17 protein-coding genes are annotated in these 15364 nt (G+C 64.7%); 7 read left to right on the forward strand and 10 right to left on the reverse strand.

Translation table 11 applies throughout. The features are described from left to right. Positions 1-60: 60 nt before the first annotated feature. From PCA20602_RS18680 to PCA20602_RS18690, 3 genes are all read left to right on the forward strand, one after another. Positions 61-1455, forward strand: coding sequence for an aminotransferase-like domain-containing protein (locus PCA20602_RS18680; RefSeq protein WP_150722477.1), 1395 nt, complete (start codon positions 61-63; stop codon positions 1453-1455). 129 nt (positions 1456-1584) lie between these two features. Next, positions 1585-2898 (forward strand): hypothetical protein, encoded by a 1314-nt coding sequence (locus tag PCA20602_RS18685; protein ID WP_150722478.1) that lies wholly within the window; start codon positions 1585-1587, stop codon positions 2896-2898. 308 nt (positions 2899-3206) lie between these two features. Next, entirely contained in the window at positions 3207-3929 is a 723-nt protein-coding gene (locus tag PCA20602_RS18690) for an HAD family hydrolase (protein ID WP_069343914.1), read from the forward strand. Here the strand turns inward: PCA20602_RS18690 and PCA20602_RS18695 are convergent. Beyond that, positions 3877-4668 carry an AraC family transcriptional regulator gene (locus PCA20602_RS18695; RefSeq protein WP_150722479.1) on the reverse strand — a complete coding sequence of 264 codons (792 nt, stop codon included), beginning with the start codon at positions 4666-4668 and terminating at the stop codon, positions 3877-3879. The two genes, PCA20602_RS18690 and PCA20602_RS18695, sit on opposite strands and share 53 nt — an antisense overlap. A gap of 129 nt (positions 4669-4797) precedes the next feature. Next, positions 4798-5196, reverse strand: a complete 399-nt coding sequence (locus PCA20602_RS18700) for a CopD family protein (protein WP_150722480.1) — start codon at positions 5194-5196, stop codon at positions 4798-4800. Positions 5197-5347: 151 nt separating this feature from the next. On the opposite strand from PCA20602_RS18700, the gene PCA20602_RS18705 reads away from it, so the two are divergent. Next, positions 5348-5656, forward strand: a complete 309-nt coding sequence (locus tag PCA20602_RS18705; protein ID WP_083254152.1) for a DUF4148 domain-containing protein — start codon at positions 5348-5350, stop codon at positions 5654-5656. Positions 5657-6024: 368 nt separating this feature from the next. On the opposite strand, the gene PCA20602_RS18710 is transcribed toward PCA20602_RS18705, so the two are convergent. Continuing rightward, complete coding sequence (locus PCA20602_RS18710) at positions 6025-6780, reverse strand: dienelactone hydrolase family protein (RefSeq protein ID WP_150722481.1); 756 nt, start codon at positions 6778-6780, stop codon at positions 6025-6027. Positions 6781-7080: 300 nt separating this feature from the next. After that, positions 7081-7524 carry a DUF302 domain-containing protein gene (locus PCA20602_RS18715; protein WP_150722482.1) on the reverse strand — a complete coding sequence of 148 codons (444 nt, stop codon included), beginning with the start codon at positions 7522-7524 and terminating at the stop codon, positions 7081-7083. 340 nt (positions 7525-7864) lie between these two features. Here PCA20602_RS18715 and PCA20602_RS25705 point away from each other — a divergent pair, with 340 nt between their 5' ends. Beyond that, positions 7865-8380, forward strand: a complete 516-nt coding sequence (locus tag PCA20602_RS25705; protein ID WP_174981306.1) for a hypothetical protein — start codon at positions 7865-7867, stop codon at positions 8378-8380. 124 nt (positions 8381-8504) lie between these two features. On the opposite strand, the gene PCA20602_RS18730 is transcribed toward PCA20602_RS25705, so the two are convergent. Together PCA20602_RS18730 and PCA20602_RS18735 are read right to left on the reverse strand one after the other, a co-directional pair. Then, entirely contained in the window at positions 8505-8858 is a 354-nt protein-coding gene (locus tag PCA20602_RS18730) for an autotransporter outer membrane beta-barrel domain-containing protein (RefSeq protein ID WP_150722485.1), read from the reverse strand. Positions 8859-8969: 111 nt separating this feature from the next. After that, on the reverse strand, positions 8970-9902 hold the full coding sequence (locus PCA20602_RS18735; RefSeq protein ID WP_150722486.1) for a LysR family transcriptional regulator: 933 nt from the start codon (positions 9900-9902) through the stop codon (positions 8970-8972). Positions 9903-10061: 159 nt separating this feature from the next. On the opposite strand from PCA20602_RS18735, the gene PCA20602_RS18740 reads away from it, so the two are divergent. Further along, entirely contained in the window at positions 10062-11258 is a 1197-nt protein-coding gene (locus PCA20602_RS18740; RefSeq protein ID WP_150722487.1) for an amino acid aminotransferase, read from the forward strand. A gap of 123 nt (positions 11259-11381) precedes the next feature. After that, a complete protein-coding gene (locus PCA20602_RS18745) occupies positions 11382-12677 on the forward strand; it encodes an MFS transporter (RefSeq protein ID WP_150722488.1) in 1296 nt (431 codons plus the stop codon). A gap of 57 nt (positions 12678-12734) precedes the next feature. Here the strand turns inward: PCA20602_RS18745 and PCA20602_RS18750 are convergent, their stop codons facing one another. From PCA20602_RS18750 to PCA20602_RS18765, 4 genes are read right to left on the reverse strand one after another with little or no spacing between them, the layout of a single operon-like run. Then, positions 12735-13073: a HepT-like ribonuclease domain-containing protein gene (locus PCA20602_RS18750; protein WP_150722489.1), complete on the reverse strand. Its 339-nt coding sequence runs from the start codon at positions 13071-13073 to the stop codon at positions 12735-12737. Then, the gene (locus PCA20602_RS18755; protein ID WP_150722490.1) at positions 13070-13360 is read right to left on the reverse strand and encodes a nucleotidyltransferase family protein; all 291 of its coding nucleotides are present in this window, start codon (positions 13358-13360) and stop codon (positions 13070-13072) included. The genes PCA20602_RS18750 and PCA20602_RS18755 overlap by 4 nt, the downstream gene beginning before the upstream one ends. 46 nt (positions 13361-13406) lie before the next feature. Next, positions 13407-14390: a 2-dehydropantoate 2-reductase gene (locus PCA20602_RS18760; RefSeq protein WP_150722491.1), complete on the reverse strand. Its 984-nt coding sequence runs from the start codon at positions 14388-14390 to the stop codon at positions 13407-13409. A gap of 4 nt (positions 14391-14394) precedes the next feature. Further along, positions 14395-15357, reverse strand: a complete 963-nt coding sequence (locus PCA20602_RS18765) for a fumarylacetoacetate hydrolase family protein (RefSeq protein WP_150722492.1) — start codon at positions 15355-15357, stop codon at positions 14395-14397. Between the last annotated feature and the right edge of the window lie 7 nt (positions 15358-15364).

A 15364-nucleotide genomic window follows, 5' to 3' on the forward strand; every position in this document is an offset into this window, starting at 1 on the left:
ACTACACTGCATACACCGTGTTTTCATACACAGAAATCCATACATAATACGGACATTGCGATGGAAACCTCCCACGACACGCTGCGGGCCACGTTCTGGAAACCCGCGTTGACCGCAGGCAAAGGCCCACGCTATCTGCGTCTTGCCAGCTTTATCGAGCAGTCCGTTGCCGACGGACGTCTGCGCCCCGGCGATCGCTTGCCGGCGCAGCGCGAGCTGGCGTCGTGGCTGGGTATCGATTTCACGACGGTCACCCGTGCCTACAATCGGGCGCGCGACCGCAGTGCCATCGAGGGTCGTGGTCCGCTGGGCACGTTCGTGAGTACGCCTCGCGTGGCGCTCGATCAGGTGCTGGATCTGGGGATGAACATCCCGCCCGCGCCGGCGGGCCTGTTTCTGGGGGAACTGCTGCAAAAGGGCGTCGACGAAGTGCTGCGGCACACCGACGCCTCGATGCTCATGGCCTACCAACTGGGTGACGGCGGTGTCGCCGACCGTCAGGCGGGCGCACTCTGGCTCACGCCGATGCTCGGTCAACTCGATCCGGCCGACGTGCTCGTCTGCCCAGGCGCGCAGGCCACGCTCGCCGCGCTGCTACTCATGGATACAGCGCGCGACGAAACCGTGCTGTGCGAGCCGATCGTCTATCCGGGCCTGCGCAGCGCGGCACGCTCGCTCGGTCGGCAACTGGAGAGCGTGGAAAGCGACGACGAGGGCATGCTGCCCGACGCCCTCGCCGCCGCCGCACAGCAACATCGCGCGCGCCTTGTCTATCTGAATCCCACGCTCCAGAACCCGACCACCCGCACGCTGTCCGAGCGCCGCCGCCGTGAACTGATCGCCGTCGCCGACCGGCTCGATCTGACGCTGATCGAAGACGATCCGTACTGGCGACTCACCCCGGACGCTCCGCCGCCGCTGGCGCGTCTCGCGCCGCACCGCGTGCACTACATCTCCACGCTCTCCAAGTGCCTCACGCCCGGCTTGCGCACCGCATACGTCCGGCTCGCGAGCGGACGTCAGCGTGACATCTTCCTGAGTACGTTGCACTCGTTCGCGCTGATGGCGCCGCCCTTGATGGCGGGGCTTGCCACGCAATGGATTCACGACGGCACAGCCGATCGCATCATGGATGGCGTCAAGGAAGCCGCCGCTCAACGTCAGGCCATCGCCGCCGAAATTCTGGGTGACGGGCAGGCCCGACCGATGCCGGGCATCCATTTGTGGCACGCGTTGCCCGCACCGTGGACGGCCCGCGAGTTGACGATCGCCGCGCGCGCCGAAGGGCTGGCCGTCACGCCGGCGGACGCCTTCTGTCTGAGCGCCGACGCGCCCAACGCCATCCGGATTTCGCTCGGTGGGGTACGCGATCCGGAGCGTCTTGCCAGCGCGCTCAAGCGTCTGAGGTCGTTGCTGCGCGAAGCGCCGCCGAGCCTGCGCGCGGCCATCGTCTGACGACAAGGGCGAGATCAGGAAGTCGGGATTGCGAACGCAGGCGTCCCGACGCGACAGCCCGAATTCGCGCAGCGGCAATACTCCGGCCACCACGGGAAAAGGCCCGTGACCTCAACCGGAGTTACAACGATGCCCCATGCTTTCGGCGGATGGTTGGCAGGCGCCATGGCGTTGCCCCAGGTGTCCCAGATATGGAACGGCGCGCCCGCCCCACAGGCGCATGTCCACGAACTCTCGACGACGCTCGCGCAGGTCAGCGTCGCCCCCCTCGCCCTCAGTACGACGCCCGTCAGCCTGCCGAGCCCACAACCGCCAGCGGCCTCGACGACCCAACGTCACGACTGGTCACGCCCACCCATCACCCGCGCGCAGGTCTTTGCGGAACGGCTGACCGACGTGCGGCCCGTGTGCGTCGTGGGAAGTCATGACGACCGAGAGAATTGCCTGCTCGACCTGCCACCCGGCGTGCATCTGGATGTCAGCGCGGCGCACCTCCTGCTGGCTGGCTGCGAGGCGTCGCTCCCGGTCGATTTGCGGACATCGCTGGCAGACGAGGGACGAAACGCCCACAAGCTGGACCGCGCGTTCCTCAAGGCGCACGTCGCCGAATCTCATGGCCGTTACGCCATTCCGACGCTGGAACGTCGCCTGATCAAGCGCTTCAATCAGATCTCGCCGGGGATGCTGCGGCTGCTGAACAGCACGGGGGCGTACATTGAAATACCGCAACTCTCGTTCCAGCACACCCTGACGAGCCAACAGGAAGCCCATCGGCATGGCATTCACGTCCCGTTCACCGACCGCGAGTTGCACATCCCGACAGGTGAGCCGAGGGCGCACGACGCAATGCTGGGGGCCTACATCCGCATTCCGACCGATGGCCAGACGCACACCTTGCTCGTGTCGCTCATGTCTGCGCTGACAGTCGAGCTGATCCGGCAAGACCCGCGGGCGCATGTCCATGCACAGCGCGACCGGATGTTCGGCAATGTTCCCGCCCACTTTCAGTCGACGAACCTGAAGATGCGCCGACTGCCACACGACGGCAATATCGCGCGCGCACTCGCCACGCATCTGCATGACGGGCATCGGCGCTACGGCGAGTTCGCATATGGGGCGTCGCGCGAGGTGCTTGCACCTACGTCGCATGCGGATGTCCGACAGCGCACCTGTGCGCCGCCTTCACCGCCTTCACTGCCTTCACTGCCTTCAGCGCCCTCAGCGCCCTCAGCGCCCTCAGCGCCCTCAGCGCAAGTGTTCACCACGCCCCCCAATTCCGCCCCGTCGACGCCCGCCAGACAAGACACCCCGCCGGCCCCGCGCAGCCGTCGCCTGTCGCGTCAAAACAAGCTTTCCGTCGAGGAACTCGCACAGGCGATTGCCGAAATCGAAAGGCTGGACAAGCAATACAAATCACAAGCCCGCCCGCGTTACGGCCGATAACGGCGACATCGCACAAACCGCAAGGCAGCGCGATCGGACGGGACGGATGACGGCACCCTGGCGCGAATGGCGGCTGGCGGCCGCCGACGCCAACTGAGCTGATCGATTGACGGCGGCGGCCCGCGCGGCAAACGCACCCGCGCCACGCGGGTCAGGCGTCAAGCTATCGAAACTCGCAGTCGTTTCTGTCGCGTCGGACGTAGCCGCTGTCACTCGCCACGTTTTACTTGCCGCGACGAATTCGTACACTCCCACATTTCAGCGGCCGCATTCGCGCCGCACGCGCTGACACGAGTCCTTTATCCGCCATGCAGGCAAGTTTCGAGAAAGACAGCATTCTGGTGCTCGATGTCGACGGCACGCTGACCGATTCGGTTCGCATCCATCAGCGCGCCCTGCTCGGCGCCATGGAGTCGCTGGCGTTCGAGGCACTGAACACGGATTGGGGTAGCTATCCCCATCACACCGATACCGGCATCCTGATTCACGCGCACGCTGAGAACGGCCGCGCACTGCCGCAACCGCACGACCTCGCCCGCTTCGAGCACGAGATCGACGAACGCTTCACCGCTCTGCTCAACGCCCACGGACTGGCGGAGATTCCGGGCGCACGAGCCTTCGTCGAGGCGGCCCACCGCTCGCGCTGGGGCGTGGTGTTCGCGACAGGCGGCATCCGTCAGGTGAGCCACCGCAAATTGCGTTCGGTCGCTATCGATTACACGGACGCCATGCTCATCACGGCGTCCGAGTACAGTTCGCGCGAGCAACTCGTCTCGGAAGCGATCAAGCGCGCGCAGGCCGGTTACGGCATCTCGCGCCCGCGCGCCGTGGTCTCGATCGGCGACGGCATGTGGGATCTGAAAGTGGCGCGCCAGCTCGGCATCGATTTCGTCGGCATCGGCTCGAAGCGCCAGCGCTCACCGTTGCTCGACGAAGGCGTCCCCGTCTACGACGACATGTGGGACGCCATGCACTGGCTCAATCCGAGCCGCGGGCGCGCGTCAGGTACTCGCTTGGCGTCACGCCCATAAAGCGGCGGAACATGGTGGAAAACGCGCTCGGGGTGTCGTAGCCGACTTCGAGCGCCACTTGCGTGATGGGCCGCCCGGCCCCGAGCAGCGGCAACGCCCCCAGCAGCCGCATTTGCTGACGCCACTCCCTGAACGGCAATCCGAACTCCGTCATGAAGCGCCGCTCCAGCGTGCGGCTCGACGCCCCCACTTCGACTGCCCAGTCCTGAAGACTGCGCGCGTCGGCGGGCATTGTCAGATAGGTATCGAATATCTTGCGCAGACGCACGTCGCGGGGCACCTGCAAGTGCAGCGGCGAGTCGCTCTTCCACTCGACTTCTTCGAGCAGCAGCGCGATGACCAGCGCGTCCTTGCCGTGCGGCGTCCAGTCGGGAGGTAGCGTCATCGCGCGCAGAATCAGCTCGCGCAACAACGCAGAGACGCGAATGACGACGGGCGAGTCGGGCGCCGTCATGCCACATCGCTCGACGTCGACATAGATCGTGCGCAACTCCACTTTGCCGCGCATCCGCACTTCATGCGTGACTTCCGCCGGAATCCATAAGGCGCGTTGCGGTGGAATGACCCAGAACGACGTGTCCGTGCGGACTTCGAGAATCCCTGTGCTCGCATACATCAATTGCGCGCGCCGATGGCTGTGAGGACGCACCACGTGGCCATCCGGATAGTCTTTCGCCAACACACCGACGGGACGGTCGTGAGCCTGAAACTCCAGGGGAATCGCACTGGTGATCGGCATTGGGGCCAAGCCTCAATAAGGCAAAACGGCGAAAATTGGGACATAAAGGGGGATATCGCCAGCGTAACACCGCCCACTCGCGCCAACCAAGCCGAATCCCTTACCGCGTCATTGCAAGCCGCGCACCGCTCAGAACGGTTTGACGATGACCAGCACGACGATCAGTGCCACCGAAATCAGCGTGACGGGCAGTGCGCGTCGGAACAGGGCCGGCGGTTGCTGACTGCCGTCGCGCTCCAGTCGCCGCAAGGTGGCCGACAGGTGTCCGTGCAATGCCGAGACGACGAGCACGAAAACCAGCTTTGCCATGAGCCACGGGGCGTGCCACCAGTTCGCCATGATCGCCAGCACCGGCCCCGTAATCCACACCACGATCAATGCGGGTGACGCCAGTCCGTAATCCGCGCGGCGCGCGGCCCGACGCCACTCGGGCTGGGCCAGTCGCCCACCCAGCGCCATCGTGACCAGCCCGGCGACGAACGCCATCACCGCCATCAGATGAACAGCCTTGATCCACAGATAGAGCATCGACGGTCTCCTTGGGGATTCGAATGATTATTTCTATCTAAGCAAGAGTTGCTTGTAATAAGTCGTCTTTATCGCAAAGAGTCGCGTTAATACACTTCAACTGTCGACGATGAATTGAACATCGCCCCCTTCAAAAGACAGGAGAATCATCATGAAGCGCACCCTTATTACCTCGGCTCTGGTTTCCGCAATGCTTGCTGTGTCGGCCGGTTCGGCCTTCGCCAGCGACGCCTTCGACGGTCCGTCGGAATTTTCGTGGGTCCCGCAAACCAGCGTGCTGACCCGCGCCCAGGTTCGTGAAGAACTGGTTCAGGCACAACAAGCCGGTCTCGTGGTGCAACACGACGCCGTGTATCCGAAGGCAGCCCCGAGCGCTCAACCGGCAACGGCCAGCGCCCCGGTCACGATCGGTTCGGTTGGCGGCCAGCAACGCGCCGGCACGACCTACTTCGGTTCGTAATGTAACTCGCCGCGCCGCGTACCTCTCCTTTGACGAGAGGCCGCGGCGCGGCGCGCGTTCTGCGCATAACGACGCACCGGTCCGCGGGTTGCACAGTGTGATCTCCGGTCTTCCCCGACCCAAGACTCCTGTCGCTGTGCGTAGCGGTTCCACGCACAGGACTTTGCCCGTCGCTCCGGCGACGGGCTTTTTTAGCCGGGAAGCCCGCGAACCCCGTCGTTCACCGACGCTCAGCCCGATGATCCGCGCAAGAACGAAGAAGCCCGCCGAAGCGGGCTTCTTTGCCATGTGCCACACGCATCGCCGCCCCGCATGACCGCGCAGGCAGCGAAACACGCCCGGCGACTGGCGAGGGACGAAACGCCCGATTACTTCGCGAACGACTTCGCGAGGAATTCGAGCGCGCGGCCGTGCGCCAAAGCGGCCGACGGCTGATGATACGACCCGCGCGACCAGCAGTTGAAACCGTGATCAGCGCTCGGGTACACGAACACTTCGGTGTTCGGGCGCGATTTCACCGCGTCGCTCACCTGCGTGACGATATCCGGCGTGATGTGGGCATCGAGCGCGCCATAGTGGAACTGCGTCGGCACATTCAGATTGGCCGCTTCGCCCAGATAGTTGTGGATGCCGCCGCCGTAGTACGGCACTGCGGCATCGACCAGCCCGCGCGCTGCGCTCAGATACGACAGCAGACCGCCGAAGCAGTAACCGATGGCGGCGACCTTGGCGCCAGCGTCGAGCTTGCTGCGCAGCGCTTTCACCGTGGCTTCGATATCCTTCACGGCCTTCTCGACATCGACCGACTTGCGCAGCTCCAACGCGCGCGCCATGTCGTCACCCGCATAGCCGAGTTCGATACGGGGTGCGGCGCGCCAGAAGATGTCCGGTGCGAGCACGACGTAACCGTCCATCGCATATTGATCGGCCACGCCACGAATGTGTTCGTTCACGCCGAAGATTTCCTGCACCAGCACAACGCCCTGGGCGTTCGTCGTCTTACCCGTCGGCGGCAATGCGAGGTAGGCGTCGAAGGTACCATCTGCGGTTTCGACTTTGATCCATTGACTGTTCGACACGGAAGTTACTCCATCAAAAAGGGGGAAATGCCTGCGCCCTGACATCGTGCAAACGCCCTTGGGGATCGGACGTGGCCGTTTGTGACGGCCGGACGCAGTGAGGCCGGATCAGTATAGGGATTTTTCCCTTCACGCACAGCGGATGAAGATGCCCGCCGGATAAGGCCTCTCAGCATGCTGTCCCGCGAACCGGGCGCATGTCGCTCGCAATTCTTCCTGGCCTCGTGCTGTGCGTCCCCTGCACTGTTTCGACGGACGAACCCACCCACGGCCGGATATCTCACATCGAAAGAAGAACGGCCAATCGCTGCGCCATGCCCGTCGCCCCCTCATGGCAACACGCACTTATGCGGCAAGCGCGGCTTCCAGCAGTTTCACCACGCCACCGAAACCGGCGACCTGCGCCGAATCGACACCGTAGAGCGCGCTCAGCGACGGGCCGGGGTTCAGGTAGTCCACCCGCACATCGTCGGCCGACGCCGCCCACACCATCACCTTCAACGGCAGTTCCAGTCCGGCATGCGGATTCGCAGCCATGACCGGCGTGCCGCCCTTCGGATTGCCGAAGAGCACCAGCCGCGTCGGACGCAGCGATGTCCCCGCCGAGGCCGCCGCCGCGCTCTGATCGATATCCGCAAAGATGGTCATGCCATGCTGCTTGAGCGCGTCGATCACGCGCGTGAGCGTGGCGTAGAAATCCACCGGGCTGCGCAGCGACGTCACGGTGGCGGGATGCGCGAATCCGGAATCCTGGGATCGTTGGCGCGATTGACCTGCATCGGTTGTCATGAAGGCTCCTTGGACGCTGAGGCAACACCGACAGGAAGCGCCCCGAGGCCGCTCGTGCCTGGCTTGAACCGCGGCGCCGGGATCGCATGCGTGTCGCGACCACGCCAGTGTACCGCCGCGCGCCCCGGCCCACCGGGAATGACATGACTGGCAGCATGCCGGCTTCACTCCCGGCTTCACTCCCGGTTGTGCACGCCTTACGCGGTTTGCTACCCCACGCTTTGCTCGCTCCCCTGTGCACCTTACACGTCGTTACCGCGCCGCTGTCGACGGCGTGTTGCGCGTTACGCTTGGCCCCGTCGTTCGATACTTTTGCGAACGCATTCGATACGGAGTCCATATGATTAAGTTTTCCATGCGTCATACCGTGGGCGCGCTTTCCCTGATGCTCGCGTTGACGACCCTTGGCACCGCGAGCGTGAGCGCCACCGCCGCGACCACCCCCGCGACCACCGATACGCTGCCTCCGGCGCGCGCACAAGGCGCCGTGCAGACCGCCGATCTGCGCAACACCGGCGAGATGCCGCCCCCACCCCCGGGCATGGGCCCGCACGGTCCGGGTCCGATGGGACCCATGGGACCGGGGGGGCCGCGCGGCCCCGGATTTGCCGCCATGCGCACGATCGAAGAGATTGCGCACCTCTACCGTGTCGGGGGACATCCGGAGAACGTCCTGCCGTTCTATCGCGAAACGCTGACGCAGACGCGCGATCCGATGCTGCGCCACCATCTGCGCGAGGCCATTGCTCGCGAGGAGCTCAAGCCTGCCGACACGGCGGCGGCCATCGCAACGCTGCGGGCACAACTGAGCGAGGACCTCGCGACGTTGCCCGCACCGGATGCCAAATGTCGCTAGGCGCGCCCCCTCCCCAACCGTCATTGCCGTGTATCGGGGGGGAAGACGTGCCGACGTGCCGACGTGCCGGCAGTCCGGTCAACGGGCACTGCGCCCGTCCGGCCCGTCAGGGCCGCCTGCCGCGTCAGAACAGATACTTCGCACCGACGTTCACGAGCACGCCGCGCATACCGGCGGTGCCGAAGCTCTTCTGGTACGACACCCTGCCGTATAGCGAGAAGCTGTCGCCCTGCACGCTGTTCACCCACAGCGAGAACAACATCGAATCGCCGTACTTGCCGGTCTGAAACATCGTCTCGCCGACTTGTACGCCCGTGCCGGCGACAAACGCGTGGATGACGTCGACACCGAAATACGGCGTCACCCGCCCTGTCCCGACGTCGAACGCACGCGTAAGACGAACGCCGAAGCGCCAGGTGCCGTTCTCGGTGAAGTGTTTGAGCAGATTGCCGCCGACCTGAATCGCGCTGCGAATCAGTGATTTATATTTTTCATTTCGGCATGCTTATCGTAATTTTAATTACCGAAATGTGGCGTTCTCGCCTCGGCGTTGAGCCGAATCATTGAGAGGCCGCACGACGCCGATTCGCTATTCGCGCGGCGTCTTCATGATCGTCTCGTTCCACTGCGGCAGCCACGCCAGCAGGAACTCGGCGAAGCCTTCGGCCGCCGGCGACGCGGCCCGGGACAGCGGACGATACACGCATACCTGACGAATCGTCTCCGGCGCGATCACGCGGCGCATCACCAGCCCGAACGATGGCGCGAGCGCCGCCACGTAACCGGGCGTAAGCGTCGCGGCAAGCCCCTGCGAGGCCACGCCGAGCGCCGTCGTCACGTTATCGACGACATCGATGGATGTGATCCGTGCATCCGGCGGCGCCGACAGCCGCATCTGCGCGACGCTGCGCTCGTGATCGCGTCCGGCGGCCACGAGCGGCGTGTCGCGCAGGTCCGTCCATCGCACACGCTTGCGTTGCGCGAGCGGATGCGACGGCGCACACCACAGCACCCAGGGACTGTCGAATGCAGGCGCACCGGCCACGTGCGCCCCCGTCGCCCGATTGGGTCCGATGGCGATGTCGAGATCGCCGTTGGCAACGTGATCGATGAGCGCATCGACCGGCGTATCGACGACCCGCACCACCACTTTCGGACGCGACGCCGTGTACTCGCGAATGGCCGCCGGCAACGCCATGCTCGCGAGCACCAGCGGCGCGCCCGCACGCACGATACCGGCGGCGCGATTGCGCAGGTCGTCGGCCGTCTTCTCCGCCGCCTGCACATGGCGCAGCACCGACTCGGCCGATGCCAGAAAATCCCGTCCCGCGCTAGAGAGCGCCACCCGTCGCGTGGTGCGGTCGAAGATCCGAAAGCCGATCACCGATTCCAGCTCGGCGACCAGTTGACTCACGGCTGACGACGTGAGGCCGAGGCGATTGCCCGCCTCGGCAAAGCTATGCAATTCGGCGATAGCGACCAGAGCTTCGAACTGGCGCAGCGTCACACGGGTCAGGGGCATGGCGTTTCGATTATCAAGTTTCGCTTACGAATGGACCAGAATCGATTGATTGTTCCGCAAAGGGGCGTCGCCCACAATCGATTTTCAAAATTCCCCACAGCGTTTTCCGACAGACCCTACCTGCTGAGTCCACCCAGCATCGAGACGGAGCGAGACCCCATGTTTTCCCACGTCGACGCCTATCCCGGCGATCCCATTCTCAGCCTGAACGAAGCGTTCGGCCACGATCCCCGCCAGCACAAGGTCAACCTGTCGATCGGCATCTATTTCGACGACGACGGCCGTCTGCCGGTGATGCAGGCGGTACGCGACGCCGAGTCGGCGGTGCTCTCGGACATCGGGCCCCGCCCCTACCTGCCGATGGCAGGCACGCCGGTCTATCGCGATGCAGTGCAGGCGCTCGTCTTCGGTGAAGACAGCGCCGCGCGTCGCGAGCAGCGCATCGCCACGTTGCAGACGCTGGGCGGCGGCGGGGCCTTGCGTGTGGGCGCGGACTTCCTCAAGCGCTACTTCCCGCAAAGCCCCGTCTGGATCAGCGATCCGAGCTGGGACAACCACCGCGTGGTGTTCGAGAGCGCGGGCTTTCCCGTGCAGTCGTATCCGTATTACGACGAAGCGACGGGCGGTCTGCGCTTCGACGCCATGATGGACACGCTGCGCACGTTGCCCCCGCACAGCATCGTGCTACTGCACGCGTGCTGTCACAACCCGACCGGCGTCGATCTGTCGTCTGCGCAGTGGCAGGCGCTGGTGCCGGTGCTGCGCGAACGCGGACTGATTGCGTTCGTCGACATGGCTTATCAGGGCTTCGGCGACGGGCTCGACGCCGATGCCTTCGCCGTGCGCGCCTTGACGGACGCGGGCGTGCCGACCGTCGTCGCCAATTCCTTCTCGAAGAACTTCTCGCTGTATGGCGAGCGCTGCGGCGCGCTGTCCGTGGTTTGCGCGACGGCGGACGAAGCGTCGCGCGTGTTCGGTCAGTTGATGGGCGCCGTTCGGGCGAACTACAGCAATCCGCCCACGCACGGCGCGCGGCTCGTCGCCCAAGTGCTCACGACACCCTCGTTGCGACGCGCGTGGGAGACCGAACTCGACGGCATGCGCACGCGTATCGCCACGATGCGCTCGCAGATTCACGCGCGTCTCGCGCCGCATGTGAGCGGCGAGAAGCTCTCGCGTTATGCCTCCCAGCGCGGGATGTTCACTTACACGGGGCTGTCGGCGGATCAGGCGGACACGTTGCGTGAGACGCATGGCGTCTACCTGCTTCGCTCGGGACGCATGTGCGTGGCCGGGCTCAACACACGCAACGTCGACACCGTGGCGCAGGCCATCGCGCATGTGCTGACGCGGTGACGCCACTGCCGGACCTGACACGACCATCGGGCAACACACGGCGCGCATGCCCGCCACCACAGTGCATGCAGACCACACGCGGGCGACCGCGACATAAAACAAGACTGCAAGATTGGAGACGACATGAATACTGCTTCGGCTACGGGCGTTGGCATCGATCGAGGTGCCACCTCCGCCCCCTCGCACACCTGGCGTGCGGTGATATCGGCGTCCATCGGCAACGCGCTGGAATGGTTCGATCTCGTCGTGTACGGCTTTTTCGCCGTCACGATCGCCAAGCTCTTCTTCCCTGCGCACGACGACACGACATCGCTGCTACTGACGCTCGGTACCTTCGGCGTGTCGTTCTTCATGCGTCCGCTGGGCGCCATCGTGATTGGTGTCTATGCCGATCGTCGCGGGCGTCGCGAAGCGCTGACGCTCACCATTCTGCTGATGATGGCCGGCACGGCGATCATTGCGTTCATGCCCACGTACGAAACCATCGGCGTACTCGCGCCAATGGGTATCGTGCTGGCACGCATGATTCAGGGCTTCTCGGCGGGTGGCGAGTTCGGCAGCGCGACGGCGTTTCTGGCCGAGCATGCGCCGCAACGGCGCGGCTTCTTCGCGAGCTTCCAGGTCGCGAGTCAGGGGCTGACGACACTGCTGGCCGCTGGCTTCGGTGCGGTGCTCACCAGCACGTTATCGCCGGAGCAGATGCAGAGTTGGGGCTGGCGCGTGCCGTTCCTGTTCGGTCTGATGATTGGCCCGGTGGCCTATTACATTCGCCGTCATGTGAGCGAGACGCCGGAGTTTCTGGAGTCGGAACCGACGCAGACGCCGCTGCGCGATACGCTGGGTCATCAGAAGATGCGTCTGCTGCTGGCCGTGGGCGCGGTCGTCGTGGCGACGGTGTCGACGTATCTGGTGCTGTACATGCCGACGTATGCGATCAAGCAGTTGGGCTTGCCGGCGTCGGTGGCATTTGCGGCGACGCTCGCCACGGGCATCGTGCAGATGATCCTGTCACCGGTCGTGGGCGCGTGGTCGGACCGTGTGGGACGTGCGAAACCGATGATGATCGCTGCGGCCTTGCTGCTGGTGTCGATCTGGCCGATGTTCTGGCTGCTCACCACGCACCCGAGCTTCGGCATGATGCTCGCGTTGCAAACGCTGCTGGGCGTGTTGATGACGATCTACTTCGCACCGTTGCCGGCGTTGGCCTCGGAGATTTTCCCGGTGAAGACACGCACGACGGGCCTGTCGCTGTCGTACAACCTGTCGGTGACGTGCTTCGGCGGCTTCGCCCCGTTCATCCTGACGTGGCTCATCACCGCGACGGGCAGCAAGCTGGCCCCGAGCTTCTACATGATGGCCGCCGCCGCCGCGGGCCTGATCGCACTGAGCCAGGTGTACCGGCATACGGGCGTGCGTTAAATGGCTAAGGCAACAGAGAGGGCGTAAGAAATGAAGAAGGGCACCGCAACGGTGCCCTTAGAGCGCTTTGAGATGCTGGAGAAGATCTGGCAATGCGATCTGAATAGTGTCCCAAACCACATCGAGGTTGATGTCGAAATACCCATGAGCGATGCGGTTACGCATGCCGCGCATCGCACGCCAGGGAATGTCGGGATGGGATTGGGCGAACTCGCTGTGCTGGTCCATGACCTTGGTCGCCGCTTCGCCGATGATAATCAGACTCATCACAACAGCTTGCTGCGTCCGCTTGTCATGGAGGAAGTCTTCCTTCGACAGACCATCAACGAAATCACATGCGTCGGCAGCCGCCTGACGCATGTGATCGAGATAATCCGGCAAACGCGACTGACTCATACCGGCCGTGCCTCTGCCAGCACAGAGTCCCTGAATTTGACGGGCAAATCCAGCGGGGTCAACACGTCGACGTGGATGCCGAGCATAGACTCCAGTTCGTCCTGCAAGCCGCCCAGATCGAAGAGTGTCGTCCCCGGCAAGGCATCGACCAGAATGTCGAGATCGCTATCGTCGCGATCCGTGCCATGCAAAACGGACCCAAAAACCCTGGGATTGGACGTGCGATGACGGCGTGCCGCTTCGCGGACGGCAACGCAATGGCGTTTCAACAGAACTGACGGTCGCATAGCTCACCTCACTTGCGTGGCTGACTCACCTTACCGGCGATAACCGTCAATATAACCCATGCATCCGCCCGAAGAGACGGGTCAGACCGAGCAGGGCGTCGATGTTCGGGGTCGGCACCGACACGCGCTGGCCGATCTCGCGCACGACGCCGACCAGCGCGTCGAGCTCGATCGGGCGGTTGGCTTCCACATCCTGCAACATCGATGTCTTGAACGCGCCCAGCTTCGCCGTCACCTGATGACGGTCCTCCGGCGACTGGTCGATCGCGCAACCGATCTTCGCCCCGATCACTGCCGCCTCGCGCATCGCCGCCGAACAGAACTCGCGCACCAGCGGGTCGTCCAGCAGACGGTCGATGGTCGCGCCCGTGATCGCCGACACCGGGTTCATCGTCAGATTGCCCCACAGCTTGTACCAGATGTCCAGCCGCACATTCTCCGACGCCTTCGCCTCGAACCCCGCCCGCGTCAGCAAGCCCGCGAGCCGCTGCACGCGCTCGCTGCCGCCACCGCCCGGCTCGCCGATGATGAGCCCCCGGCCCATCTTGTGATCGACCAGCCCCGGCTCCGGCGTCGAGGCGCTCGCGTGCACCACGCAACCGATCACGTGCGCCAGCGGTATGGCCGCACCGATCGCGCCGTCCGGATCCACGCTCGTCAACGGTGCGTCGCCAAACGGCGCCACCCCCTTGCAGAACCACCACGGCACCCCGTTCATCGCCGGCAGCACCAACGTCTGCGAGCCAAGCAACGGCACCACCGACGCGGCGACCTGCGCCAGTGCCGGTCCCTTCACCGCAATCACCACCAGATCCTGCTCGCCCAGCTTCGCTGCATCCTCCAGCGGGTGCGCCGCCGCCACGGGCGCCGTGGCGAGCGACTCGCCCTGCCGCACGCGCCAGCCGCGCTCACGCAGCGCCGCCAACGTCGCGCCGCGCGCGAGTGCGCTCACCTGCGCCTCCCCCGTCGCGGCAAGCTTCTGCCCGATCAGGCCACCGATGGCGCCTGCGCCAATGATCGTCACCTTCATCCGTTCACTCCGGTTGTTGTGCCGCGAGACGATAGTTCTCCTTGAATCGCTCCGGCACACGTTCGTCGAAACCCAGCGCCACCCGGCGCACTTCCGGACTGTCGCCCGGCGGATGCCCCACCCCGAGCGCCGCCGCCCGCGGCGCATCGATCTGCACCACCCGCCCCGAGAGACGCCCCAGCCCGGTGATCTCGCACTCCACCAGGTCACCCGCATCCACCGAGCGGGAGTGGCACGGCGTGCCCATCAGGATCACGTCGCCCGGCACCAGCGTGATGTGCCGCGCAATGTCCGCGATCACGTAATGCGGGCCCCAGATCGTCTCATCGCCGATGTGCGCTTCCTGCACCACGCGCCCGTTGCGATACGTGCGCAACGTCTGCTCGAACAGGTTCACCCCACGTACGATACCCGGCCCGATGGGCAGCAACGTGTCCGCGCCCTTCACCCGCAGCATCGAGCCCTGATCCGTGTCGCGAAAGTCCTGCAAGCCCATGTCCAGCGCCGGACAGAAACCCTCGATGTAATCCCACGCCTCATCGGGCAACACGTTACGGCACGTGCGCCCGATCACCACGGCGTACTCGCTTTCGTAGTTCAGATACCGGCAATCCGCCGGCTTCAGAATCTGACCGCCGTGACCGTTCAGCGACGTGGGCGGTTTGGTGAAGTATGTCGGCGTGTCCGTGGGCTTGGGCTTGTTACGCGTCTCCATGCTACGCGAGCGATACGAGATATGCACCGCGATAATTTTCGACGGATCCACGGGCGGCAGATGCGTCACCGTTTGCGGATCAACAAGACGACCGTCGTCGAGCCGCAGCAAGCCCTGCGGGTCGCCTCGGGCGTCATCAGCCTCGACGATCGTGCCCCAGAACGCGCTGCCGCCGAGCAGAATGCGTCGACGCTCGACACGCGGGCCGCGCATCACCTCGGGGAGTGCCTGTAACGGAAATTCGAAGTCCATCGTCGCG

Source organism: Pandoraea capi (assembly GCF_902459735.1).
Classification (GTDB): Bacteria; Pseudomonadota; Gammaproteobacteria; order Burkholderiales; family Burkholderiaceae; genus Pandoraea; species Pandoraea capi.